This is a genomic window from Neorhizobium turbinariae, assembly GCF_023223505.1.
In the GTDB taxonomy this organism is placed as follows: Bacteria; Pseudomonadota; Alphaproteobacteria; order Rhizobiales; family Rhizobiaceae; genus Neorhizobium; species Neorhizobium turbinariae.
The window spans coordinates 338,472-364,347 of record NZ_JALPRY010000012.1; the positions used below are offsets into that span (position 1 = coordinate 338,472).

Genomic DNA, 25,876 nt, shown 5'->3' on the forward strand with positions numbered 1-25,876 from the left:
GGGCCGCTTAAGTCTTCACGAAGATGAAGACAGTTCTTCTATGTCATACTGGATGTTGCCAAGCAAGGGGCCCGGGCGCAAAAAAGAACACTCCGGGAACATATCTCAACTCTACGAGAATGACGCTTCCTTCTCATGAAGAAGCGGACGCTTTCCCACTACAGCCGCCATCTTCGCTTCTGCTACCGTCGCGCGTTCATGGCGGGGATTGCAGCAGAAGGTGTCTGGCTTTTTCTGGGGCAGTAGTTCAACTAGGCAGGAACGCGAAATCTTGCGGGCGCTGGCCGATGTGAATCTCGGCTCCACAAGAGCGTTCAAGACGGCAAATTCGTGCACCAAAGCTTGGGCACCTTCTTTTCATATGAAGGTGCTGAGAAGGCACTTGCCTTGGCTCAAGGGCTTCCCTGGGAGGGAGAGGAAACCATCGATGACTACTGCTGATTTTTCGAGAGGCTTCACCCGAAGCGGTGGCTGTCAGCGCTTCCTTCGACTTTGTCGTGGAGTTGCTTTCATAGTACCACCATCCCATACAGGTCTATACAGCAACCCTCATGATCATGAAGTACGAGCCGCCATTTTGTGCAAGCAGGGTAACGTATGGTCTTCAAGCGATTGTTGTATTCACCAGACCGCTATGCCTTCAATTGTGACAGAAGCATCGAAGGCACCGCGTCCCGCAGTCGCCACGTAACCGTAATTGGCATTTCGCCTGTCCAAGCTTCAAAGTCTACCTCGCCACAATAGATGAATGGTGCCGGCTTGGGTCCTATCTTCTTCGTCTTGCGAACCAGCAGATGGATGTGATGGCCCAGCGCACGATGATCCCGTATCATCTCACCGTGCTTCGATTGTTGCCTGGTACGGTTCTGGCTTTGCCAGGAAAATTCCGTAGCGGAGACAAAGTGATCCGCATATCTGTGCTCATCCATCATTCCCTCCTTCTCCAGCGTTACCAAGAGGAAGACATGAGGCGGCTTTGGCACAAAGCCGGCATTCCAGGTCGCTTGATCGAAGGTCATGCCGAAGGCACGAGGAACGGCTTCCCGTGAATACCGTTCCCAAAGTCGCAGGCCGACCTGCGCTTGGCTCTGTGCGCCTATCGGTTCCATCTCCCAAGAATCGTTTTGGAAACGGAGCCGGACGCGATCGCTCTTGCCGGGTAGCCCGACTTCGTCGCCGAACCATACTTGTAGAATGGTGGGTAGTAGGTTGGTCGCACTACCAACCTCTCGCACAACGTTGATCGCGATCTTAGCAATTACCATTTCCATCGGCTGACTATTAACGACAATATCCAAAGGCCCCTCCGTTAGTTGGGCCAATCCCGTGGTCGTTGGAAGGAACAATATAGGTCGCCCGCTTGCGTTCCGGGCGACGCGGCAAACGACGTCTGCCAATTGATCGGGCCCACCGCTTCTGCTCAGGTATTGCGCCAGACGCCAGTCTAGAATTTCCCGAAGTAGATTGCCGAAAGCCTCTTTGTCCTGTGGCGGCCGTGCCAAACCAAAGTGCTCTCGATCCAGAATGAAATAGGCATCGCCGTTGCTGTCACGCAGCCTCGTGAGGGCATCTATCGGATACTTGAGCAGCAGCGCCTTTAGCGCTTTCTGATCCGCGAGATCGACGGAAAAGTCCTGCTGGAGCTTGTTAATGCGAGAGACAAATCGTCCAACGCGCTCAACAATCTCATCGAGGGAGCAGCGGTTCTGCAAGGCCTCCTCGTCGAACAGAGCCAGCATAGTCATGAGCTTGTAGCTGCGAGTCAGTTCGGTTTTCTCCATCTCCCGGAAGAACTCCTGATGCTCCGACCAGGCTCTTCCCTCTAGATCGTTTAACCCGCGCATGCGCTCCACGAAGCCGAGCCAGGAACGCTCGCTAGTGCTTCTCGGATTGTTGCCTGAGTGGAAGACTTCCGATGCCGTGGGCCGCAGACCATGCCTCTCCAGAAAGTCACGATAGAAATCTTCCAGCGCGTTCTCGGTGCTGGTTGGCTTGACCAGCAGGCGCAGTATTTCGATCGCCGCAAGATCGTAGGTCACTTCGCAACCGCTCGGTAGACTGACCAGATCGCCTTGTAGCTTTTCCAGAAGCTCTCGGATGTGGCCGCTGGACGACGCGTCGACATTGGCGATGGAAGCGATCGCCCGGACTTTGGTGAGGAAGATGCGATGGTTGCCGATGTAGTCGATGACGACGAGACGGTCCTTATCCGCAGACTTTCGTAAGCCGCGGCCGAGCTGTTGTAGCCAGATGATGGTCGATTCCGTCGGGCGCAGCATTAGCACGGTGTCGATGCTCGGGATGTCGATGCCTTCGTTGAACATGTCGACGGCAAAGACCACCTCGATTTCGCCCGCCTCTAGTCTCTGCAGGGACGTCGCCCGTGGCGCCGAGTTGCCGCCGGCATGTACGGCGACGGCAGCGACGCCATGCCGACTGAAGAAGGCAGCCATGAAGTCGGCATGCGTCTGCGAGCAGCAGAAGCCGATGCACTTGCTCCCGCCACGCAGGCGGTACTGTTCGAGCGCATTCTTGGCGCGAGCGTCCGTGGCGACGGCGGCGGTTAGCTCGGTTAGGTCGAACTGGGCGCTGCGCCAGGGGATGTTTCGATAATCGACATCGTCGGGAATGCCGAAATAATGAAACGGGCATAAATGGCCGCTTTCGATTCCGGCATGGATGCCGGCCTGGAAAACAAGATTTTCCTGACACAGGCCGAGGAGGTCTGCTCCATCACTCCGTTCAGGAGTCGCAGTGAGACCGAGAAGGAACTTCGGCTCGAAATGATCGATGATGCGTCGATAAGTGCTCGCAGCTGCGTGGTGGAATTCGTCAACCACGATATAGTCGAAGGCGTCGGATCTGAACTGTCTGATGTGGCTGGCCTTGCCGAGGGTCTGAACGGAGGCGAAAAGGAGATCGGCGTCCGCGTCCTTATGCTCCCCAGACAGCCTCCCGATCCGCGCGGTCGGTCGGACGCGCCGGAACGTCTCTACGGCCTGGTTCAGGATTTCCTCGCGATGCGCGACGAAGAGGATGCGACGATAATCAGCGTGATCGCTGTCGAAGGCCGCTAGCCAAGTCTTGCCGAGGCCCGTTGCAAGCACAACGAGCCCTGCGGTGAACCCATCTTGCCGCGTGCGCTCAAGTGCTGCGAGTGCCTGCTGTTGGACGGCGTGGGGTTCGGGAGCAGGCAACGGCGGCTCGTATGCAACGCCCGCCTCCTTGAAGCCGATCGGGTTTCTTCGGTTCTCGTAGCGGTCGATCCATTCGGGCGTCACGGGCACGGCGCTATATGAATCAAAGAGGTCGTCGAAACCCTTCGTGATCTGGGGGAATGCTGACCGGTCGTGGCTGGAAATGACCTTGTAGTTCCACTCAATGGATGTCGTCAGCGCCGCCTCTGACAGATTCGAGCTGCCTACGAATGCCACGCCCTCTTTGTCCGCCAAAAAGATATACGTCTTGAGGTGAAATCCCTGCGCCGCCGCCTCGAAAACCCGAAACGTCAGATCCCCGTCAAGGTCAGCTAGACGCCGCAGCGCCATCGGTTCAGTTACGCCCATGTAGTCGCCGACGAGAATTCGGGCGCTTCCACCACGGGCCAGAAAATCTTTTAGATGTTCGACAAGCAGTCTGGCACCGCTATCAAGCAGAAATGAAACTGCGACGTCGCAGGCTTTTGCTTCGTCCAGATGCATGATCAGATGGGGCAGAAGGTGGTCGGTTCCGCCAGTGACTAAACGCTTCAATGCTCCGGCGCTGCTCGCTTCCTGGGCAAGATAGTTCCCCTTGTGCGGGATAACGTGCCTGACGCCGCCTCTCGGATCTTCGACGTCACCCACGTAGCGAGGGATGACGTGCAGGTGGAAATGCGGGACCGTTTGCCCGGCAGCTTCAGCTAGATTAAACCCGACATTGTACCCGTCGGGCTGATGCTTTCGTTGGATCTCACTCTTTGCCCTGTCGATGTTCCGCCAAACCGACTGCTTCTCGTCTGCTGAAAGATCGTCCCAGGTTGCCGCATGTCGTCGTGGGATGATAAGCAGATGCCCTGGCGACACGGCAAAGGCGTCCCACAGGGCGACAACCTGATCGTCAATGAATGCGATGCGGCCTGGTTCGGCAGTGCAGAATGGGCATTGGATCATTGACAGATTATGGGCCGCGTCGCCAACGTATCCCAGGACAACTAGTGCTTTTCCACACAATTACCGATGCTAGCATGCGTTGGGTGTTGCGCTGAAGCGGCTGCGATCGCGAGTTGCGAAGGTAACGCGTTTCACAAGAAGAGCCGTGTGTGAACTTTGGGCGCAATTGCTGCTCGATCTTAGAGGGAAACTGACGACGCAGAATTAATGTGCTAGCCGGCAAAAGCCGATCCCAGAGGCCAACGACTTATCGCCAAAGCCATAGCCAGTAATTCGCAGCAGGCCCCCTGTCGGCTCCACCCGGAAATCTATCTTGTGAGGGAAGCGAATTTGTCCAGAAAGATTTCGCGTACTTCTTCGGGACGAAGGAAGCCGATATTGATGGCAGCAGGCTTCACGTCCGACGGGACAGCCCAGAAATCAGTACCCACGGGCATAAGTTGAGCTTGCTCCGCCGCAAGAACGCGTAGATCCGCCGCCTTGACGATGGATCTCGATCTTGAGTCTAAGCCAAAGCGATGAAGTATCGCGTCTTCTACGTTCGCCTCTATCTCCCTGTATTGAGGCAAAAGCTGCTTTAGTGGGCGCGTAATGTCACCGATAAACGCCTCTGCGGCATCATGCAGAAGTGCTTCCAACTTAAATTCCTCCACGAGGTCACAGACATGGATTGAATGTTCGGCAACCGAGTAAAAGCTTCTACATTGGCCGGAAAACCGGCAGATGTTCGAAAGGCCTTGAGCTACATCTTCAATTGTAAACTTGCTGTTCCATGGGTCGAGAATGTCGAACCAGTTTCCACTTGCCAACATGATGCTCGGTCCGGTTTTGATTTTAACCGCTACTTGAGCATTCATCATCCTCTCCCTTGAGCGAATCACCTCGACACTGCTACCTATGGTCGATGCTCGTCGACACTTGGGGCGGGAGCAAGAGTTGAAGCAGATAGTTGTTCTTTCAGGTCCGATAGCTGTCGGAAAAACAGCATTTTCAGACGAACTTATGCGCCGCTATCCTTGTGAGAAGGTTTCCACCAGAAATTATATATTAAGGGTTAAGCAAGTTTCTGACGAACGTAAGGCGCTTCAACAAGCTGGCGCGGAACTGGATATGGAGACCAACGGCTCTTGGGTCGCCGATGCGGTGAGTGTCGGGATGTCGGACACCAGCAAGAGCTTCCTGCTAGTGGACAGCGCCAGAATAGCTGGGCAAGTAAGAGCCCTCAGGGATCGGTTCGGAGCAGACAACGTTCACCATTTCCATTTGACAGCCCCTCATGATGTCCTCGAGAGGCGTTACCGAGAGCGAGCCGGTGTCGGCGACCAGGTGGCTACTTACACAGAGGCGAAGGCCGACGTAATTGAGGCAGAAGTTGATAAACTTGCCGCGATTGCAGATGTTGTCGTACAGACCGAGAAGTCCGACGTTCCTTCGTGTGTAACTTTCGCAACAGCCGGCCGCATTTCAGTGGCGGCGACTCCTCCTTCTTATGTTGATTTGTTTGTTGGAGGCCAGTGGGGGAGCGAAGGAAAGGGCAACATTTGCGCTCTTCTTGCGCCCGAATATGATGTTTTGGTTCGAGTTGGGGGACCAAACGCAGGACACAAGGTGAAGATGCCTGAATATACCTATCGGCAGCTTCCCTCTGGCACAGGATCAAACCCGAAAGCGGAAATTTGCATTGCTGCTGGCTCGACAATATCGCTCGAAATCCTTCTAAAAGAAATCGATGATCATGGATGGCTGAAGAAGGGTGGGCTTCTCATTGACCCCCAGGCAATGATCATCGAGGAACGAGACAGAGAGATTGAGGAAAAGCTGCTTGATGGAATTTCGTCCACTAAGCAGGGCGTAGGATCGGCAGCCGCCCGCAAGATTCTTGGAAGAGATGGTGAGCTGGAATGGGGACCTCCTGTTAGACTCGCTCGGGATGTGGATGCGCTCCATTCGTATATTGGCAATGTCAGTCAACGAATTGAACAAGCCTTGGCTTCCGGAAAAAAAGTGATGTTAGAGGGCACCCAGGGCACGGAACTCAGTATTCACCATGGGTCCTATCCGTACGTTACTTCTCGGGAAACCTCAGCCGCAGGATGCCTCTCGGATGCCGGCATCCCCTTTACGAAGCTTAGGCGCGTTATTGTGGTGACTCGCACCTATCCAATCCGGGTCGGTGGGAAGTCGGGCCCGATGGGGGTTGAAATCAGTTTTGAGGATATTGCGCAGCGTTCGGGTTTGCCGATTGAGCAAATCGGAACAACCGAGCTTGGAAGCGTATCAGGTAAAAGTCGCCGAATGGCAGAGTTCGATTGGGAGCGGATGAGGCGCTCGGTCTACTGGAATGGTGCGACGGATATTGCCCTGACATTCGTAGACTATCTTGGAGCCGAGAATGTCGCTGCGGTCGACTTTGATGATCTGAACCTTGAGGCGAAAACATTCATTGTCGACCTTGAACGAATATGCGGTGTGCCAGTCTCCTTAATCTCTAAGGGGTTCGGGCGCGACGGCTTGATCGATAAGAGGAACTGGAATGACTGAAGAGGAGCTAATCGCGACCTATCCACGCCTTTATCATATGGCGCACGACGGCGCGTGGCCTGCCATAAAGCAACATGGGCTGCTTAGCGCGAGCGCGTTGCTGGACTTGTATGGCATTGATGGCCAACGGCGCTTTGCGCTCGAATCGCAGCGTCGCCCTGAGTCCGTGGAATTGCAGCGCAATGGCTTAATGGGTGCAGTCATCCGGGACCAGAAGCCTATGCGCGATCATCTACTCGCGCGTTGTTTGCAAGACGGGCTAACACCACGGGATTGGTATCAGATACTCAACTCCCGCAGCTTCTTCTGGTTATCTCCCGAGAGAATCTGGAGATTGTTGAGAGCTCGTGCCTATCGCAGACAGCCCCAGACGGTGCTGACAATAGACACCGCCGGCTTGGTAGCCGCTCATCGTGAGAGGATATGGCTCGCTCCAATAAACAGCGGTTCCACGCTGTTTAATCCTCAGCCACGAGGAAATAACACATTCAAACGGATCGTTGACTTCCCATTTCAAGAAAGATCGAAACGTCGGAAGGAAGACAATGTGGTGGAGCTTGTCGTGGACCACGCGGTACCTGATGTCGCAGCACACGTACTGGCCGTACATCGTGTGCAGGATGATCAGATTGTGGAAGAGATCTGGCGGGGCGAACGCGCTACTGCCTCCGACCACCCCTAAGCTCCGTCAAGCGTCGGTTTTGACTCTCGCAGGGAACTTCGCTTTTCTAAGGAGGTCAGCGACGTGGCTGGTCAAGCCAACGCGTCCGACAATCAATATGCCTTGCCCCTCCGAAATCGTTGTAAGCAACTCACGTAGGGCCTCGAGGCCTGCCGAAGTGTTGAATTCGATCCAAGATCTTGCCTCACCCGGGACGATAGCATCTGCCTGAGTACCGGTCGCGCCGCAGTGAAGCTGTACTATCCACACGACATCACCGTCATGGACCCACTCGAAACGCACTGGTCCAAGCCGGCTCGCCAGCACAGCATATGTTGCACGAACATTCTCAACTACGAAAGCAGGCAAATCTTCGGGTGAATCTAGGCCGAGCATGAAGCGGTCACCTTCTCCGCGCCGGCCTTCAACTATTATCAAATCCCTCGCGCCGGCGACGGCCGCGCCGGAGTATCTAGCCCGAACTGCCGACTGACAAAGGACGGACTGAAGCTGAGTTCCCTTTGGATCTTCTCTCAGTAGCAGTGCAAACGGATCCAACCAACCCTTAACGGTTGTATAGAGACCGGGCTGAGGCTCGACCGGCGAAGTTCGGGTCCAAACTTCATATGATCCGGTCTCCCGACCGAAGGTAAATGGCGCGACACGTCGACTTACGACCGTGGTCTTGGGCACGGGTAGCCCGAGGCAATCCGCTATGAGTAGGCCGAAAGCCTTATCTCCAAGGTGGCGGCTAAATCGGTTTGGCCAACTTATGGATGGAGCCAAGAAGTTAGGTGTATCCCGCTCGTACTCCCACACGATCGTATGTTGTTGATTGAAGCCACGCGGTTTTGGGTGGATACTAAATTCCACTCGAGCATTCGCCGCGAAGCTCAAATCAGGGGCGAAGCCGTAAACAGCCTTCAAAACCTTCATTCCAAGTGGGAATGGTAACGATGCCACGCCCGGCTTTTCCACACAACGCGGCGTGTCGTCAGGTGCAAACTCGATTAGCTCCCCTTGTGCCACACCAGAAACGCCACCGTCTTTGACATCTATCGTTTCGTTAACGATCAGGTGTAGACGTTCGGCTGACAGCCTCTGAAGTTCAGTCAAAACCACCTCAACCGAACTCAAGCCGTAGATGAATTCGCGGCTCCGGGGACTTTGCGGTTCGTAACTTCTGATATTCACCATCTTGTCAGAGCTGTTGGCTAGCAGTGCACTGACTGCCTCCCTGACACTTGAGAAGCGGTGGTTTTCCTCATATCCGGATATCCTACAGTAGCTTTGGGCAAGAGAGCCATCGGAGTTCGGCCGAAAGCCTACGAATTGCGCGACATTGGCGGTCGCAGCTAATGAATTGAGGATCTCGTCTTTGTGGAGCGGCATTAGTCTTCCCGGTCGCTGTTGTCGGCCGCTCTTACAAATCTGCGGCTACACAAACAACCGGTATCGTGGCCGCTGGGTGCTGTGAAGCTCCTTACGGATTCCCGGTTCGCCCACGAACACGTCACGGCCTGCTCCGGCGATCGTGTCTCGTCTCCACTGTTGGCGATGACCATTACCAATCCGGCCGCGTCGACCGAGGCCTCCATTCCACCCAGCAGCTCTGCAAAGAATGGATTGGTGAGGTTGGGCACGACCATGCCGATGGTGTGGCTTCGTTCGGCGCGTAGCCTCGCAGCGCCCATGTTGTAGACATAGCCGAGTTTACGCATCGCGGCTTCGACGCGCTCTCGGCCCCCACCAGTGGACTCTTTCGAACAACGAGTGACGCTGTCGCACGCGAAACATCGGCGTGTTTGGCAACGTCGAGCGGCGTTACCTTGTTCTATTTCTGATCTTGCCTGGACATCTCACCGCACCCACAGGGTCGCCATCGTTAATGGGCGTCACTTCAGTCAGCAAGAGCAGCAGCCGAGCTCGGTGATCTGACGCACCGCATCACGCTTGAACTCTTCCGTGAAATTGCATTTGCCCATGAAGGCCTCCTTGCCTCAGTTTTAGGGAAGAAGGCGTCTACAATTCTAGGGGCTATTCAGGCTGCCACAATCCTAGTGTTCGAGCATCCCTGATAAATTGGTTGGGACGCGGGGCAATGATCGCAACGGGGCCGTTCTCTGCCGGTCAGCTTCCGCGAGTCGAACAGGAAAAAGCGGACGTTTCTTCGCAGCGATCGCGAGACCCGAATGCGCCCATCTCGAACGGTTCGGTCGGCCGCAGCACGCGGCGGCTTCGTTGCCAAATCCGTCAATGAGTGCCCCGCGCTCGTGCGTGGAGTGGCCTTTGTTCAGGCGACATCGGGATCAGCCGGCAGGGCGATCACGTTCTCCGCACCAAACAGCTCGGTGGCCTTCACCAGCGCTGCCTCGCTGAGCACCTGGGTGAACAGCAGGGCCAACCTCCTCTTCGGACGTGAGCAGGCCACATAGAACAAGTTACGGTTGCTCTCAAAGAAGGCCCCTTTCTCCGCAGGAGGCCCTTGGTCTAACCATTCAAGCATCTGAGCAAAGTTATACTTATTCCAGCCTCGGCCGACGATGACGAGGACATTCTCAAACTCGGCACCTTTGACGCCGTGCTTGGTGGCGAACGGCGTATGACCGTCGATGAAGGCGTCCACCGCTATTAACTCCGAATAGGGCACCTCGCGGAGTCGGCGCAACTGGGTCACCCGGCGTGGCTCCCCTTCAACCGGATCCGCTCCTATAGCCGCAAGCCGATCCTCACCGCTGCTGACTGCTTCGGGAACACGCACGTGCCCTTGGCCCCTGATGAAATCGATCACTTGCCCGATTGTTCCGGTGTGCCTGAGCTCGATGAGCTCCTGAAAGAACTGAGACCAAGCCACCTTGTCCTGATGACGGCGGATGTTTGGTCGACCCACGTCGAGGCAGCCGAACATTTCGCCGTAGCGCTGCGCTTGGAACGCAGCGCATGCGGGCTCCACCTGATCCGCGAGGAACTTGATGTGAGGATCCTCCTTCTTCAGCCACGCATCGTTGAACTGACCGTAAATCTGCTGGATCGTCGGATACCCCTGCTCCCGTGCCAGGACGCTGTGGCTGAGCATCAGAATCTTCGTACGCTCGACCGCGAAGTCCCAGCCTTCGCCGATGAGCCGGGCCTTCAGATGGTCTAAGTAGGCGCGGGCCGCCTCGGTACTCGTGTCCCCGGTCCAGTGTCCACCTCCCTGACCCGTGCGCCGCTGCCCCGGCCAAGCGTTGGTGTGGAAGAGCCGCGCCTCGCCCGGCGCCTCTGCATCGCTCGGGATCTGCGGAAGCGCAGGCCTCATGCGGTTGAGCATAGAGACAATTGGCGAGGCTGACCGGAAATTGGCATTCTTGCCTATGACCTCTAGCGCGGAATGCTCAACCGCCCCGCATCCCTCGCCGTAGATCTTCTGCCAGTGGTCCCCGAAGAGGCCGACAAGGGGGCCGGTACCCGTATCCAGGAAGTATTGCTTCAAAGCGTTTACGAAGCCAGCGTCCGTATCCTGATATTCGTCGATCAGGAGGACCGGATAGCGTGCGGTCATCACGGCTCGGAACTTGGGTCGGGCGAGTAATGCAGTTATGAGGATGAGCACGTCCTCGTGCCGCAGCGACAGCTCGGTATCGGTCACGTTGGGATAGCCGAGTTGGTATCGAATAACTCGGGCGCCGATATCGTCGACATCCGCTTCGGCGAGCCGGTTGGCCCAACCTTCGAGCGTCGGCACCAGTGCGCGGACCTCTGGCTGGAAATCCTGCAGCAGCGACCAGCAGAAGCCATGGATCGTTTCGGGCCGTACGGCAGGATGCGCCTGGACGCGAGACGCAATCTCCTCCTTCGCGACGTTCGTGAAGGTGATGCAGCCTATTTGCTGCCGGTTGCGCAGGAGTTCGGTGCCGTGCAGTGCGAGCAGCCTGTGAAGGGCCTTCTCCAGCGAATAGGTTTTGCCCGCGCCGGCACCAGCCTCGAGACGGAAGCTACGACCGTCGTCGAAGCATGCGAAGATACGCTCTAACGCGGCACGACCGGCGACGTCGGCCGGGTTTTCCCCATCAGCCATGGACCGGCTGCCCGCCATCGGCAACGTCCACCCCGGCCACCTCGGCGATGAGCTCCGCCGCGACTGCGTCGGGGGGCAGAACCGGCGCGGGATTTCCTTCGGCAAGCCACCGCAAACCCTCGGCGATATATCTGGGCGACCTCCAAGCCGTGCTCTCGATGGCGTGCTCAAGTGCGAAGCTCGACTTCTTCTGCTCGGCTGCATGCTCGTAGGCCAGTGCCGCGCGGTCTCCGTCGCCGAGTTTGAATAACTCGGGGTTAGCGAGGATAAACGCGTCCTCGAAGCTGCGTGCCGAGGGTCCGCCATCTTCCTCAGGGATTTGATAAGCTAGGCGCCGGCCGGCCCTGATCTTCTCGTCCGCCGTCTTCGCCAGAAGCTGCGCCGGGGACACGTCGGGCTCGAACCACTCCTTGATGCACGCGTTGCTGGTGAACGTCCCCTGTGCCACCGGTACCGCCACACGCTTATTGTTTGCGTTAGGGGTCACGGAGTCGATGTCGGTAATTACGAGCGTGCGCAACTCGAGGAAGTTGAGGAGGTCGTAGAAGCGATGCGCGTAAGTGCCGCCCACCTCCATGACGGTTAGGTATTGGCTGCTGAGCTGCGGCTGCCCGGCCGCCGCCTCGTCGGTCTTGCGTATCATGGACGGAAGCAGGAGCCGTTCTGACGTGCCCTCGATAAGGATCGCCTTGTCGGCGAAAAACAGGTCGCAGCGAGAGAGCGTAAGATACTGGTGGATGAATTCACGCACCGCTTGCTCGGCGCCCTCCATGCCCTGACGCAGATCCTTAACGAGCGAACGGCGCATCCCCTCGCCGTCGGGGACGGAGAGGAAGTAGCGAAGGCTCTCAAAGCTCGCCTCGTTCGCCATGTGCGGAGAATGCGTCGTCACGACGAACTGCACCGGCCACGGCCGATTGGCGTTCAGCTGGGCCGCGAACGCGGCCGCGACACGCTCGAGCTGCCGGATGAACACCTCCTGCATCTGCGGATGGAGGTGCGCCTCTGGCTCCTCGATGAAGATGAGGTGGACGCCGGCCGAGGTCGGCATCGCCTGATACTCCCGGAAGAAGCGCAGCAGCTGCAGGAGCATGTAGACGAGGTTCCTCGTCCCCAAGCCGTTGTAGGTCTCAGGCAACGTCATGCCGTTGACGCCCCGATACCTGACCCTCGTGTGGTCCTTCAGGAGCTTGTTCACGTCGAAGCTCGTCTCGGTTACGAGCCCAGGATCCGAAAGACCAGGGTATCCGAACAGGTCGAACGCCGGCAGCAGCGAGGTGAGCCCCGAGTTGAAGCTGTCGTGGACGTCGCCCTGGATCTCCTCCACCACTTCCTTAAGCCGCTCCGCAGTCGTCCGCCTCTCGGGGTCGATATCGTCCGTCAGGGCCGACTGGAACAGCACCTCCACGACCTTGCCGAGGACGTCGCGCTCGCGGCTCGTGTCGTCGTCAAGACCACGCTGCGCGTTGATGAAGCCGCCCCCGATCAGCGTCGTGAGCAGCTTGGGCTCGAGCGACTTGCGGTTGGTCGCATCGTTGGGATCGACGGCCTCGAGCGCACCCGTGTAGGCGGTAGGGAGCCGTTGGCTCAGGTTGCGAAAGAAGCGGGAGCGGTCGTCTGCGGGGTCGTCGAGCGGGGCCAGGTGGTCTGCGAAAAAAGTTTCGGGCGCCGTGGCCTTGGGACCAAATCGAAACTCCAAGCGAGCCTCGTGACAGTCCTCGTTAAGGTCAATGATGCAGTTGCCTAGCGGTCCAAGATCTGGGGCGGCCGTGTCGTATCCGATGTCGAGGACCAGCCGGATCGAGGGCAACTGCCCCGAGACATCGGCGGACATGGGGTCGGCACGGTAGGCCTCCAGCGCCTGCCAGAAGCACTCGTGGCATCCCAGGGAGAAGTCTTCGAGACGGAACGCCAAACTGCCGCCAGATAGGAGCCGCCGGAACAGCTCCGCGATCGACGTCTTGCCGCTGTTGTTCCGCCCGACGATAAGCGTCGTGCGTTGCTCGAATCCAATGTCGACGTCCCGCAGAAGACGGAAGTTCTCGATCCGCGCTCGCACTATCCGCATGCTTATCCTCCCCCAGGACCAGGTTATAATTGTCGAATGGCCGCATGTCATGGTGGAACAGCTCCAAAGATGTATCCAATCGCAGAAATTGGCCAGCCCGCCTCTCTGCGACCTGAGCGAGCGGCCGGAATGGTCGGCAGGCGGCCTGGAAGGGGATAGACAGCTCTCCACAGGCATCAGTCATTCTCCAGACACCAGCGCACGGCAAAGATGGGCGCTTGCCTCCCACTTGAGAGTGCTCGGAGGCATCCGCTTTGGGATTGGATCGGGGCGCTGGACGACCAAGATAGGGCGCGAAGCTGTGCAGCGCTTTATGCGCTACCTGGCCGCCAACTTGAGGTCCAAAAGCGAAAATTATTGCCGATCGACCATCCTGTTGACTGAGGCCCAAAGCCAAGGCACAAAGGTGGCATCCACGGTCGCTCGCGGCAGAAAATACAAGGACTTCAAAGAGGAATTTTTTAAGCGGTTGAAAATGTGTAAGAATCCAGACCACCCAGGCAAGTCTTTTTTGACCGAATTTCTAGATTTAAATTGGCGACTATCTCCACCACGTAACAGTGGCGTCTTCTCAATAAGTTGGGCGATCTCGGCCGAAGTCCCATCCGTCGTGTTCGAAGGCGGCTAGGAAAATTGACTGGCGACCTTTTCTACTGCATTCAAAAAGGTTGGCGACCAACGACACTGTCGCGGGCGAGATAGCCTGACGGCTTCATTGTTCTTGACCGGGAAGCATACGGTAAATCTGTAATCGAAGGTCTCAAACGGGCTCAAGCCTGATCTCTTGTCCGAACACAAGCTCCGGCACGACCGCCTCCCAAACATCTCGTTGAAGGTGCGCCCGGAACTCTTCCTGGTTGTCGGCCCTGCGCCACCGTACGATGGCACCGACCTCGCCGCGGAGGAAGTTGAGACCTTCGGGAGGCGACCAACTTTTGGCCATGCGTCCGAGCGCTTGTCCCCGAGAATCTTGTATCATCCAAGTGGGGCCATCGCGCACGATCTGAAGTCGGTCTCCTGCCTTTGCCGCCGAGATTGCGGCAAGCGAGGGATGACCGGCCCCGAGGCGTCCGGCCCACGACAGGTCCACAGTTTTGAGGTTTGGCACTTGGTATAGCGCAGCGGGAAAATCGACGGCATCAGCAATGGTTGGCGCGGCGCGACGCAGCACATACTCTTCGCCGTGCGGCACGAAAGGATGCTGTCCATCGGCCAATATGGAAAGGCTACGTCGCGCTCTCGTCATCGCCACATAAAAGAGTCGCCTCGGCGCGTCGGCATCCTCGCCCTTGGAGGGCCGGTCCCAACCGCCATTCAGGATGACGACATCGTCGAACTCCAGGCCTTTCGCCCGATGCGCCGTCAACAGCAACAGGCCACGCTGATCGCCGCGGGCGTCATTGCTCCATTCGGCGAACCACTCGACAAGATCAGGCACAGGCATGGCTTTGTTCGCTAGCTCTTTTGCCAAAGCGGCAATGCCTTCGCCAATCAGATCAGTCCAGCGATTGGATGGTATCGCGTTCAGCACGCCCACCAGATCACGGACACCCAGCAGACGTGTATTATCGCGGCGTAGGACGTCGATGAACTGCTGCATTTCGCGCAGACGCCAGATGCTGGGTAGGCTCTCGTTAGCCATCTCCACCGGAATGCCCAGCGTTTCGGCATAAGCGCGAACCGGAGCCAACCTCCGCCAGTCGCGAGCGATGATTGCCGCACGCGACCAATTCCACTCCGGATCAAGTCGCGATAGTCGCACGAGTTCATCGATCGCGGTCATCGCCTGCGCATTATCGCCGGATGGGCAGTCCAACACTTGCACACGCCCACGGGCCACCGGATCGAGTGCCTCCATCTCGCCGCCCGGCGGCGCCTTGCTGCGCTTGCGATCGATGGCAATGTCGTGACCGGCTTTCATACGGGCGGCGGCCGGCGCGATGACTACATTGGCCGCAGCAACGATGTGCGCAGTCGAGCGATAGTTCTCGACTAGGAACATCGGTCGTGCGCTGTAGTCGGCTTCGAACTGACGGATGAAGCGAATGGACGCCCCCGCGAAAGCGTAAATATTCTGATCATCATCGCCCACCGCAAACAGGCTGAGCCTAAGCTCCTTATCGTCAATCGAGCGGCCTGCGACGGCCGAGATTAAAGCATATTCCTCGGGGCCAATGTCCTGATACTCGTCTACCAGGATCCAGCGGTAGCCTTGAATCAGTGTGTCACGTTGTGCTTCAGCCTCCGGCTTGCTCAGTCCTTCCCCGTTCAACTGGCGCACTGCTTCCATAACGATCCCATCGAAGTCGGGGGACGTCTCGCTTGCCGTTCCGGCAAAGCTCGCCCCCACCAGTCGCATCGCCAATGCGTGGCAGGTGGATATGGTCACCCCAGCCGCATCATCGCCGATCAGATGCCGCAGGCGGATGCGTATCTCGGCAGCGGCATGACGGTTGTAGGTCAGCACGAGGATGCCGCGCGGGTCCTCACGACGGACCCGAATCAGGTAGGCGATGCGATGCACCAGAACGCGCGTCTTGCCCGAGCCCGGCCCTGCCAGAACCAGGACACTTGTTTGTTCACGGTCGTCAGCGACGATTTCCTGCTGGACCGGATTCTTCAGCGCCTCGACGATCGTTTTCCAAGAGCTGCCAGTAGTCTGACGCCGGATCTCAACAACCTTGCCGGGCATCCAGCGGCGCAGAAAGGCGTCACGCTCCAGCACAAAGTAGTCCTCGGACAGCCGCAGCGCCTGTTCCATCGCGGCAAGGCCCTTTTCTGCATAGGCCGCCATCACATGGGTCTGGATTGTCTGCTCCGCGTAGTGATCCTCAAGCGGTTTGAAATCCTTCACGGTGAACTGGCCGCCCGAGGGGTTCAAATGAACCGTCATCGCTTGCCGAAATATCGTCAGTCCCTTGCCGAGTGCCACCACTTCCTGCTCGTGCAGCCACAGGAGTGCGCGTTCCATCAGTTTTGTCATGTCCTGAATGCCGCTGCCGCGCAGCAGCGCGTCTCCTGTCAGGGTGGCGAGCAGGTCACCCATCGTGGTTTCGACCTGGATGTCCTTGCCGCGGCTACCCTTCGGCAACTTACCCAGAAGGTGCCCTAACAATCGTTCCGCCCCCTGCTGACGAAGGGTTGCGGTCTGTTCCAACGCCTGCCAGGACCGTTGCAGCGTGACCATCAACGTGTTGCGCGAAGCCTTGCGCAGTCGCAGATTGCCCTTGCCACCATCCTGATCGCGCCCATCGCGGCCCATGCTGCTCAATAGCTTTTCCACGATGTCGGGCCGCACTGCGTTGTGCCCCTGGTTACGGAGCAACTGGCAGGTTTCAGCCAGATGCAAAGGAATGTCTCCGGCACCTTCCGCATCCGGGGCGGCCTCCCGCATCAGGGCGATCAGCGCCGTTTCAAGCTGCGCGGCCTGCTTCAGACGCTGCTGCGAATGACCGTCCACCGCAACATGGACAAATATCGTGACCACGACGTCGTTGCGGGCGATCCCGAGCGCCTCGAGATCTGCCAATGCCTTGTTCAGCATACCACCTGTGAGTCCACTGATCCCGGCCAGCTCGTCGGTGGAAATGCCTTGATCGGGCGGCGTGTTCATCAAGTGGTGCGTGATATCCAGAAGCTGCTTACGACGGGTTCCGGTGATGGCGGCTCTGGTCAGGATCGCCTCGGCTTCTTCCAGGTTGCGGATCCTGAGCGATGAGGGGAATACCTGAACCTTGTTCTCCTCGCGGCTCAGCAGCGTGGCTTCCTCCAGCCATGACACCGCGGTCTTCACCCTGGTGTCGTCGGTGTTGGTGTCGCGTTCAAATTCCTGATCGCGTTCAGCTCGCACGACTTCGCCCGAGGTGGCAACGACTGTGCCAGTCTTTTTCGACCGCTCGTCAAGCCGCCGCAGGGCCTTCAGGATCGCGCCGATTTCGTGCCGGGCCAGACGCGAGCGGGCAGAAAGCGCGAACTGGCGCTCGACGTCCTCCTCAGTGAAGAGCAGCACGCAATTGGCATGGGCACGGTCACGGCCGGCTCGCCCCGCTTCCTGCAGATAGTTCTCCAGTGATCCGGGAATGTCGCCATGAACCACCAATCGGATATCGGGCTTGTCGATCCCCATGCCGAAGGCGTTGGTCGCAGCAATAATTCGCAGCTCGCCGACGCGAAATCGTTCCTGAATGTCACGCTTCTCCTCAGGTGTCAGCCCGGCATGGAACCGTTCCGCCGGCAGACCCTGCTGCTTGAGGAACTCGGCTACTCGCTGTGTCTCGCTTCGGGTGGCGCAGTAGACCACGGCACCAGAAGCCCCCTCCTGTGGTAGCTTTGTCTCGATCACATCGAGAATGTCAGCCAGCTTGGTGCCCCGCTGCGTTTCCCGGACCTCGAAACTGAGATTGGTGCGCACTGCGCCACCGTCCAGCAGCAGAAGTTCGCGTCCGAGCCACGACTTGAAATGATCTCGTATGTCCCGCACCACTTCTGGCTTGGCGGTGGCGGTCAGGCAGAGCACCTGAGCGGGCGTTTCATCGCCCGAAGATTCCTTGATGAAGCGGCTGACATAACGGTAGTCAGGTCGGAAATCGTGGCCCCACTTCGAAACGCAATGCGCTTCGTCCAGCACCCATAACCCGATCTCGCGCTGTGCCAGGACCGATCTCACCGAGTTGCTGCGCAACTGCTCGGGTGAGATCAGCAGCATTGCAGCCTCTCCCATGCGCACACGATCCAGTGCATCCTGACGCTCGGGCATCGAAAGCATGCCGTTGACCGTCACGGCGGAGGATATCCCTGCCCGCGCCATGCCCTGCACCTGATCCGCCATCAATGCGACCAGTGGGGAGATTACCACCGTCATCGCGCCGGTCTTGTCGAACTTTGAGAGCGCGGGGATCTGATAGCAGACCGATTTGCCGGTGCCGGTCGGTAGAATACCGAGAACACTTGCCCCGCGCATCGTCTCATCGACGATCCGCTCCTGCAGGCTGCGACCCATGTCATCGACTGGCTCAGCGCGGAAGGCATCGAACCCGAACCAGCGCGACAGCGCACGGACAGGATCGTTCTTCTCGCTACACCAAGTACAATCCGAGCTATTGCAATTGGTGTCCCGTAGATGCCGCACGATTAGCGCAGCCTCGCGGAACTGCGCCCGTACCCAAGGCGGCATGACGGAATCCCCGCCCGCGACCAGTATCCAGGACAAAGCATAGGCCATCGGCCAACCGAGCTGAGGATTAGAAAGACGGTCCAGCGTCTGCTCGAGCCTTCTCTGGCAGGCGCGACCCGCCAGAAGCCGAGAAATCGCTTCTTGTGCTGCAAGAGGATCGGGCGCGGGAGCCCCGCGAACCTCCCGAAACACTGCGTCGAACCCACCTGAATTCTCCATCCCCGTCGCAAGGAAATGAAAGGCCGCAATGGCATCGGGCTGGTCGGCGTTCTGCTGCGTCAAAGCCGCCAGTTGATTGCGCAGCACCTGAAACACCAGTCGCGCATCCAGTTCAGGATGGTTGACATGACCCGCTTGCAGACGCCCGTCATGGTAATGCTTGACCAAGTGATGGTAGGGATTGCGCGGAAATGCGAGGGGATTGAGCCATAAAGTGTCTATCGGTGATCGCAGAACATTCGCTAACCCAGGCCGCACCGCGAACAGATGAGGCAAGTCATGCCGAAGTACGTTGTGGCCGAGCAGATGCACACCATCGGTTGCTTCTGTTTCCAAGCGGTCGAGGGCTATCACGAGATCGCGTTTTTTTGCCAGGATCGGGGGATGATTATCATCTCGCACCGCTGCAAAAGCGAAGATGCTTGCGGTTGCAGGATCAACTTCCAGGTCGATCGAGACGCAACTCTGCAGCAGGAGTTGGAAAGGCTCAGCCATGTATCAAGTTTTATTCACGTCATGAAACGATGAGCGATCATGGTCGTGTGTTTGGCGAAAGGTCAACGTTCAAGTTGTGGGACACAGAGGCTTTGCAGGATGGCCACGTGTGCAGGTCAGTCCCGTACTGTGCCACTACAAAGTCTGCGTTGGAGGCGCGAGGCCGCAGGGCTTGTTATGGCCGCCTGACCACAATCATCACGTCCGCACGCGGAAATTATTGCCGCTCGCCCGCCCAGTTGACTGATGCCCAAAGCCAGGGCACAAAGGTGGTGTCCACGGTCGCTCGCGATGGGAAAACAGAGGGAATTTCAGGGCTTTTAAACTAAGTCGTTGAAATCATGTGAGAATCCAGGTTGCCCAGGCAAGCCGTTTTTGGACCCACTCCTCCACTTCAATCGCCACAATTCCCCACCAAGAAAAGTGACGTCATTGCAGCTACTTGCTTGATTTGACCGCTGAGAGTCTGACGGTTCTGGCGGAAGATTGAGTATCCTCACGATTGGCTGGGGACCCTACCGCGTTGGTCATGCCCGCAGGAATGCGCCTTCAGCGAACAGGTGCCCCTCCATCAATCCGTTTTGTCCGCCGCCTTCACATGCGCAAGAAGCCCTTGTCCGCCTCGGACAATATCTTCCTTGATGGCGGCCTCGGCTGCCGCTGCATCACCGGCCTTCAGTGCAGCGATGATCCTCTTGTGCGGATGCGGTTCCCAGTCGGGCAAGCCACCGTCGTACAGGTGTGATAAGATCGGGCCACAGCGCATCCACAGGCCTTCCACGATATCGTAGGTGATGGGCATTCGCCCTGAACGGCAGAGCCCGAGGTGGAACTCCGTGTTCAGAACGATTGCCCGTTCGAATTGTTGAAGGCGATGACATTCCGATATTTCTGAATGAATCGCTTCTAAGGTGTTGATCTCGGCTTCCGTGGCGCGTTCGGCCGCCGCCGCAGCCGCCCGTCCCTCCAAATCGACGCGGATACTGCGGATCTCAACAAGCTCCTCTAGGCTCAAGGTGGGAACGACGACGGTGCCTCGTGCGTCCAAAGTGAGCGTCTTCTCGCTGACGAGGCGCAGCAAGGCTTCGCGCATGGGGGTCGCGCTGATCCCAAAACGCGCCGACATCGGGCGCAATCTTAATCGCTCGCCCGGCTTCAACTTGCCGTGCATGAGCGCGTTCTTGAGGTCAGAGTAAGCCCTTTCGCTCAGGTTTTCCTTGACGAGCGGGCGAGCCCAGTCCCCCCCCTCCCCGGTCTGCTCATAATTCTGCACCAGCCGTCTTGACACCCGAGATCCTTTAAGAAAAAGTGTTATAACAAATTACATATAGCACCAAAGATGTTCAAGCGAAGCTTATTTCTCGCATGAACTTGGACGAGGAGGTCCAATTAAGGTGCGGTCGGAGGAGTGACATTTGCTTGCCTTTCGTAAGACGACGCCGGCTTTCGGCGCCGATATCGTTACAATCCCCGAGCCCACTTTGCCAGCAGCAGGCATGGCGACTGTCGCGGTGGCGGCAGCCGGGATCTGTGGCAGCGACATTCACGCCTATGAGTGGACGCCAGGCTACGAGTTCATGGAAGCATGCCTGCCCCTGACGCTGGGGCACGAGTTCTCTGGCGTCGTCGAGGGTGTCGGTGCAGGCGTCCTCGATATTGAGATAGGTGACAGAGTGGTATGCTGGCCTACGATCGCCTGTGGCAAGTGCCTCGCATGTTCGTCCGAACGCCCTCAGGATTGCACCGATCGGCGCATCATCGGCCTTCACGTTGATGGTGCCTTCGCCGGGCGTGTCACCGTCCCCGCGATCAACTGCCGAAAGGTGCCCGATAATCTTCCATTAGATATCGCTGCATTGGCAGAACCGCTTGCGGTTTCGGTTCACGCCGTGAATGTCGCGGAGATTTCGGACGGTGACCGAGTTGTCGTTCTAGGCCCTGGTCCAATCGGACTTGGTATGGCTTTCGTCGCATCCCAACGCGGCGCCGACGTGTTGATCGCTGGTTTCAATGATGATGTGCGCCTGCAACATGCGCGGGATCTTGGCATTGCTGGCACCGTAGATCTCGCAACTGAAACACTCGCTGAAGCGGTTCAACGACATTTTGGTCGGCCGGTTGACCGCGTCCTGGAAGCCACTGGCATCAGCACGTCTGTGGCGGAAGGTCTCGCCATTCTTCGTTCCAGCGGCATCTTCGTCGTAGCAGGCATTCACTCGCGTCCTCTGGAGCTCGACCTCACCCGGTTTGTGCGTGAGAAGAAGCAACTCCGAGCAGCTCATGACACGACCAATGAGGCGCTCCTGGAGGCAATCTTGCTCTTGGCTGAACACACACACCTTCTGTCGACTCTAGCGACACACCGCCTCCCCCTTTCACGAGCCGCCGAGGGGTTCGAACTCGCCCGCAGCCGAGAGGCCGTCAAGGTCCTCCTAATTCCTGAAGGACAACACGTATGACCTCTACTTTGCGAGCCGTAATTTCCAGACAGCCGGGTGGACCGGAGGTTCTGGAATTGGTCAACCGTCCATGCCCGAATCCTGGTGTTGGAGAGATGTTGGTACGTGTCCGTGCTGCGGGCATCAATCGGCCCGATGTCATGCAGCGGCAGGGCAACTACCCACCACCTCCCGGAGCTTCTGACGTTCTGGGACTGGAGCTTGCCGGTACGGTGGAAGCGGTTGGCCCGGACGTCCGTGAATTCAAGCAGGGTGATCGAGTGATGGCACTCGTTCATAGCGGTGCCTATGCAGATTGGGCGATCGTTCAGGAGGGGGCCACGCTACCAATTCCAGACAGCCTTGACTTCACTGAGGCTGCCGCATTCCCGGAAACGTTCTTTACGGTGTGGAGCAATGTCTTCGAACGGGCTCGCCTGGCAGCGGGTGAGACGATCTTGATCCACGGCGGCACATCAGGGATCGGGACTACGGCTATATCGCTGGCGAAGGCGTTAGGATCGCAAGTGATCACAACGGCGGGCTCGGACGAAAAATGCCAGGCCTGCCTCGACCTGGGAGCGGACGCGGCGATCAATTACCGAACGCAGGACTTCGTCAGCGAAAGTCGACGTCTAACCGATGGGCGTGGTCCGGATGTCATCCTGGACATGGTTGGCGGTGACTATATCGCCCGCAACTTGGAAGCGGTTGCCGTTGATGGCAGGATCGCGCAGATCGCTTTCCTCGGAGGCGCGAAAGCGGAGGTGGACTTCACGCCACTGCTGATGAAGCGCGTCACCCTCACCGGATCCACGCTTCGTGCTCGTCCAATCGAAATGAAAGCGAAGCTCGCCAAAGCGCTACGCGAAAAGGTCCTGCCACTCATTCAGGCAGGCAAGGTGAAGCCGCTAATCGATTCCGTCTTCGCCTTCGAAGACGTCCGAAATGCACATGCCCGCATGGATACGGGCGCACATATTGGGAAGATCGTTCTTTCCATGCCGAACGGCGAAGACACGCCACAACAGGGAGCAAAGGCATGAACATGGTCGCCAATCATCCGGTCAAGTCCGCCGGCAGCAACATGACCGGAGCCCATCTTCTGGCGGCTGCACTTCAAAGGCATGGCGTGAAGGAAATCTTCGGTCAGAGCATTCCCTCCGCACTATTTCTCGCGGCCCCGGACTATGGGATCCGCCAGATCGGCTATCGCACGGAGAATGCAGGCGCTGCCATGGCGGACGCCTATGCCCGCACCTCTGGCAAGGTTGCCGTTGTCACTGCCCAAAACGGGCCTGCGGCCACGCTTCTCGTTCCAGGTCTTGCTGAAGCATTCAAGGCATCAATTCCTATGGTGGCAATCGTACAAGATGTGTCGCGCCGGTTCACCGACAAGAACGCCTTCCAGGAACTCGATCATTTCGCCTTGTTTGGCGGGGTCGCAAAATGGGTGCGCCGGGTCGCCGATCCTCAACGCATCGATGACTACGTCGACATGGCGTTTACGGCAGCCGGCAGCGGTCGCGCCGGTCCTGCGGTGCTGCTGGTGCCACTCGATGTGCTGGACGAGCGACCTGATCTTGATCCTGCGGCGCCGCAACGTTCGGCCTCGCTCGGCGCCTTCCCGCTCGACCGGACTGTCGCTGATCCGGAACGGATAGCGGCCGCAGCCGACCTGATTGCCGCTGCCAAGGCGCCGATCGTCATCGCCGGTGGCGGGGTACATTCCTCCCAGGCGTGGGCGCAACTGGAAGCCGTGCAAGCGCTCGGCCTTCCAGTTGCGACCACGGTCATGGGCAAAGGCGCGGTGGCCGAGGGCAACCCACTTTCCGTAGGCGTCGTAGGCTACTTCATGGCGCCGCGGGGCCGCTCATCCCACCTGCGCTCATTGGTCACTGAAGCCGACGTCGTCATCCTCGTTGGCAACCGGACGAACCAGAACGGTACGGATAGCTGGTCGCTCTACCCGAAGAACGCCACCTATATCCATATTGACATCGAGAGCAGCGAAGTTGGTCGAAACTATGAGGCTCTCCGCCTGGTCGGGGATGCCAAGCTGACGCTTGCTGCGTTGGAAGCCGAGCTGAGGAAGCGGGACCTCTCGGCCGTTGCGTCGAGACGCTCGAGGCTAGAAGCCACTATCGCCAGCGGACGCACGGCCCACGACGAAGACATGAAGCGTCTCGTCGACATGGATGCGGCTCCTCTTCGCCCGGAGCGTATTCTTGCCGACATCGACGCTGTTCTGACCCCGGAGACCATCACGGTTGCCGATGCAAGCTACTCGTCGATCTGGATCGCAAACTTCCTTACGGCCCAAAAGGCCGGGCAGCGCTTTCTCACGCCGCGAGGCATTGCAGGGCTCGGTTGGGGGCTACCCTACGCAATCGGTGCGAAGACGGCCCGGCCGGATGCACCCGTGATCTGCCTTACGGGCGACGGCGGCTTCGGCCATGTCTGGTCGGAACTGGAAACCGCGCGGCGCATGAAGCTGCCAGTCGTGGTGGTCGTGCTCAACAACCAGATTCTGGGATATCAGAAACACGCAGAGCTTAGCCTCTTCGGCGACTTTACAGACGTATGTGACTTCGAAGCCGTCGATCACGCGGCAATCGCGCGTGCCGTTGGCTGCGACGGCATCCGTGTTGAGAAGCCATCGGACTTCCTGCCTGCGCTGAAGAATGCGCTAGCAAGCGGACAGACGACGGTACTGGACGTCATCACCGACCAGCGGGCCTATCCTCCAATCACCAGCTTCGAAGGCAAGGAAGCCCTGAACTACTAACCTACAGACCCATCAGCAACGACGTTTTCACGGGAGGAAACAATGAAACTGTCGTACCTAATGAAGACTACTGCCATCGCTCTGGCGTTGACCGCAACCGCGGCGCAAGCCGAAGTCAAATTCGGCTCGCTTTACCCGTTCAGCGGACAGCTCGCCCTTTTGGGTGAAGAGAGTGCGCGTGGTCTTGAACTGGCCGTAGAAGAAATCAATGCCGCCGGCGGCATTCAAGGTGAACAGATAACCTTGGTGCGAGGTGATGCGGTCGACAACAACCAGGCAATCGGCGAGGCGCGGCGCCTGACTTCGCTCGAAGGCGTCAAAGCCATCTTTGGCACCTATTCATCTGCACGCTCGATTGCAGCCAGCCAGGTGACCGAGCTGGCTGGTATTCCCTACTTCGAGCTTGGTGCTGTGGCCGAGGAAGTCACCGGGCGCGGCATGAAATACCTCTTCCGTACTAATCCCACCGCTGACGACATGGCCAAGATGATCATTCAGATGGTGGTAGAGAAAGTCGGACCCGGTATCGGCAAAGAGCCGGCTGACTTGAAGATCGCGATCATCCACGAAGACTCCAGCTACGGTACATCCGTTGCCGAGCGGCAGAACGCCTACGCCAAAGAAGCCGGTCTCAACATCGTGACGACCCAGGCCTATCCCGCGGCTATCGTGGACATGTCGTCCCTGGTGCTCGACCTGAAGAACCGAGAGGTCGATATCGTTCTTCAGACGTCCTACCAGAACGACTCGGTTCTCTTTCTGCAGCAGGCGAACGAGGCGGGGTACAAGCCTTCCGCCATCATTGGCGGCGGCGGCGGCTACTCGATGCAACCTACCGCGGACGCAGTCGGCCATGACGTGATCGAAGGCGTACTGGACGTCGACTTCACCCAATACACTGTCAACACGAGCTACACGCCTGGGCTGGAACAGTTCGTTGAGGCGTATCAGAAGAAATACGGCTCGGCTCCCCGTTCGGGACATTCCCTGAACAACTATGTGGGCGCAAAAGTCATTCTTGAAGCCCTTGGAAAAGCCTCCGACCTTGAGCCGGACACCATCGTCGACACCGTGAAGGCCATCGACATTGAGGCTGGCGTCACCGCTGCCGGTTATGGCTTCAAGTTCGGCGACGACAATCAGAACGAACGCGCTGAAATGATGGGGATGCAGTGGCAGGACGGAAAGCTGGTCACGGTGTTCCCGGATTCCGCTGCCATGACGCCAATCAAGCTGGGTGAGTGAGCCCTTCTGACGTGGCGGGCGGGCACCGCCCGGCACCTTT

At 58.2% G+C, this 25,876-nt stretch carries 14 protein-coding genes and 1 pseudogene; 7 read left to right on the plus strand and 8 right to left on the minus strand.

Annotated elements, in window-relative coordinates:
- Positions 1 to 632: 632 nt before the first annotated feature.
- The gene (locus M0654_RS12340) at positions 633 to 4,151 is read right to left on the minus strand and encodes a DUF3427 domain-containing protein (RefSeq protein ID WP_248683335.1); all 3,519 of its coding nucleotides are present in this window, start codon (positions 4,149 to 4,151) and stop codon (positions 633 to 635) included.
- Between the two features lie 308 nt (positions 4,152 to 4,459).
- Complete coding sequence (locus tag M0654_RS12345; protein WP_248683336.1) at positions 4,460 to 5,008, minus strand: hypothetical protein; 549 nt, start codon at positions 5,006 to 5,008, stop codon at positions 4,460 to 4,462.
- 79 nt (positions 5,009 to 5,087) lie between these two features.
- On the opposite strand from M0654_RS12345, the gene M0654_RS12350 reads away from it, so the two are divergent.
- Together M0654_RS12350 and M0654_RS12355 are read left to right on the plus strand one after the other, a co-directional pair.
- A complete protein-coding gene (locus M0654_RS12350; protein WP_248683337.1) occupies positions 5,088 to 6,692 on the plus strand; it encodes an adenylosuccinate synthetase in 1,605 nt (534 codons plus the stop codon).
- Positions 6,685 to 7,374 (plus strand): DUF7002 family protein, encoded by a 690-nt coding sequence (locus M0654_RS12355; protein WP_248683338.1) that lies wholly within the window; start codon positions 6,685 to 6,687, stop codon positions 7,372 to 7,374. Before M0654_RS12350 ends, M0654_RS12355 begins: the two co-directional genes overlap by 8 nt.
- Before the next feature lie 6 nt (positions 7,375 to 7,380).
- Here M0654_RS12355 and M0654_RS12360 read toward each other — a convergent pair whose 3' ends face one another.
- From M0654_RS12360 to M0654_RS12375, 4 genes and pseudogenes are all read right to left on the minus strand, one after another.
- Complete coding sequence (locus M0654_RS12360; RefSeq protein WP_248683339.1) at positions 7,381 to 8,745, minus strand: hypothetical protein; 1,365 nt, start codon at positions 8,743 to 8,745, stop codon at positions 7,381 to 7,383.
- A 149-nt stretch (positions 8,746 to 8,894) separates the two neighbouring features.
- A pseudogene (locus M0654_RS12365) lies at positions 8,895 to 9,211 on the minus strand (LacI family DNA-binding transcriptional regulator); the annotation flags it as partial.
- A 435-nt stretch (positions 9,212 to 9,646) separates the two neighbouring features.
- Entirely contained in the window at positions 9,647 to 11,410 is a 1,764-nt protein-coding gene (locus tag M0654_RS12370; RefSeq protein WP_248683340.1) for a UvrD-helicase domain-containing protein, read from the minus strand.
- Positions 11,403 to 13,478 carry an ATP-dependent nuclease gene (locus M0654_RS12375; protein ID WP_248683341.1) on the minus strand — a complete coding sequence of 692 codons (2,076 nt, stop codon included), beginning with the start codon at positions 13,476 to 13,478 and terminating at the stop codon, positions 11,403 to 11,405. Before M0654_RS12375 ends, M0654_RS12370 begins: the two co-directional genes overlap by 8 nt.
- Before the next feature lie 49 nt (positions 13,479 to 13,527).
- Here M0654_RS12375 and M0654_RS12380 point away from each other — a divergent pair, with 49 nt between their 5' ends.
- Positions 13,528 to 14,106 carry a hypothetical protein gene (locus M0654_RS12380; RefSeq protein ID WP_248683342.1) on the plus strand — a complete coding sequence of 193 codons (579 nt, stop codon included), beginning with the start codon at positions 13,528 to 13,530 and terminating at the stop codon, positions 14,104 to 14,106.
- A 132-nt stretch (positions 14,107 to 14,238) separates the two neighbouring features.
- Here M0654_RS12380 and M0654_RS12385 read toward each other — a convergent pair whose 3' ends face one another.
- Positions 14,239 to 19,365: a RecQ family ATP-dependent DNA helicase gene (locus M0654_RS12385; protein WP_248683343.1), complete on the minus strand. Its 5,127-nt coding sequence runs from the start codon at positions 19,363 to 19,365 to the stop codon at positions 14,239 to 14,241.
- Between the two features lie 571 nt (positions 19,366 to 19,936).
- Positions 19,937 to 20,653 carry a GntR family transcriptional regulator gene (locus M0654_RS12390; RefSeq protein WP_142589972.1) on the minus strand — a complete coding sequence of 239 codons (717 nt, stop codon included), beginning with the start codon at positions 20,651 to 20,653 and terminating at the stop codon, positions 19,937 to 19,939.
- Between the two features lie 127 nt (positions 20,654 to 20,780).
- Here M0654_RS12390 and M0654_RS12395 point away from each other — a divergent pair, with 127 nt between their 5' ends.
- Genes M0654_RS12395 through M0654_RS12410 form a run of 4 tightly spaced genes read left to right on the plus strand, consistent with a single transcriptional unit; the run spans position 20,781 to position 25,836 of the window.
- A complete protein-coding gene (locus M0654_RS12395; RefSeq protein ID WP_248683344.1) occupies positions 20,781 to 21,824 on the plus strand; it encodes a zinc-dependent alcohol dehydrogenase in 1,044 nt (347 codons plus the stop codon).
- Positions 21,821 to 22,849 (plus strand): NAD(P)H-quinone oxidoreductase, encoded by a 1,029-nt coding sequence (locus tag M0654_RS12400; protein ID WP_248683345.1) that lies wholly within the window; start codon positions 21,821 to 21,823, stop codon positions 22,847 to 22,849. Before M0654_RS12395 ends, M0654_RS12400 begins: the two co-directional genes overlap by 4 nt.
- A complete protein-coding gene (locus tag M0654_RS12405) occupies positions 22,846 to 24,591 on the plus strand; it encodes an acetolactate synthase catalytic subunit (RefSeq protein WP_390920148.1) in 1,746 nt (581 codons plus the stop codon). Before M0654_RS12400 ends, M0654_RS12405 begins: the two co-directional genes overlap by 4 nt.
- A 42-nt stretch (positions 24,592 to 24,633) precedes the next feature.
- A complete protein-coding gene (locus M0654_RS12410) occupies positions 24,634 to 25,836 on the plus strand; it encodes an ABC transporter substrate-binding protein (RefSeq protein WP_052637073.1) in 1,203 nt (400 codons plus the stop codon).
- Positions 25,837 to 25,876: the final 40 nt, after the last annotated feature.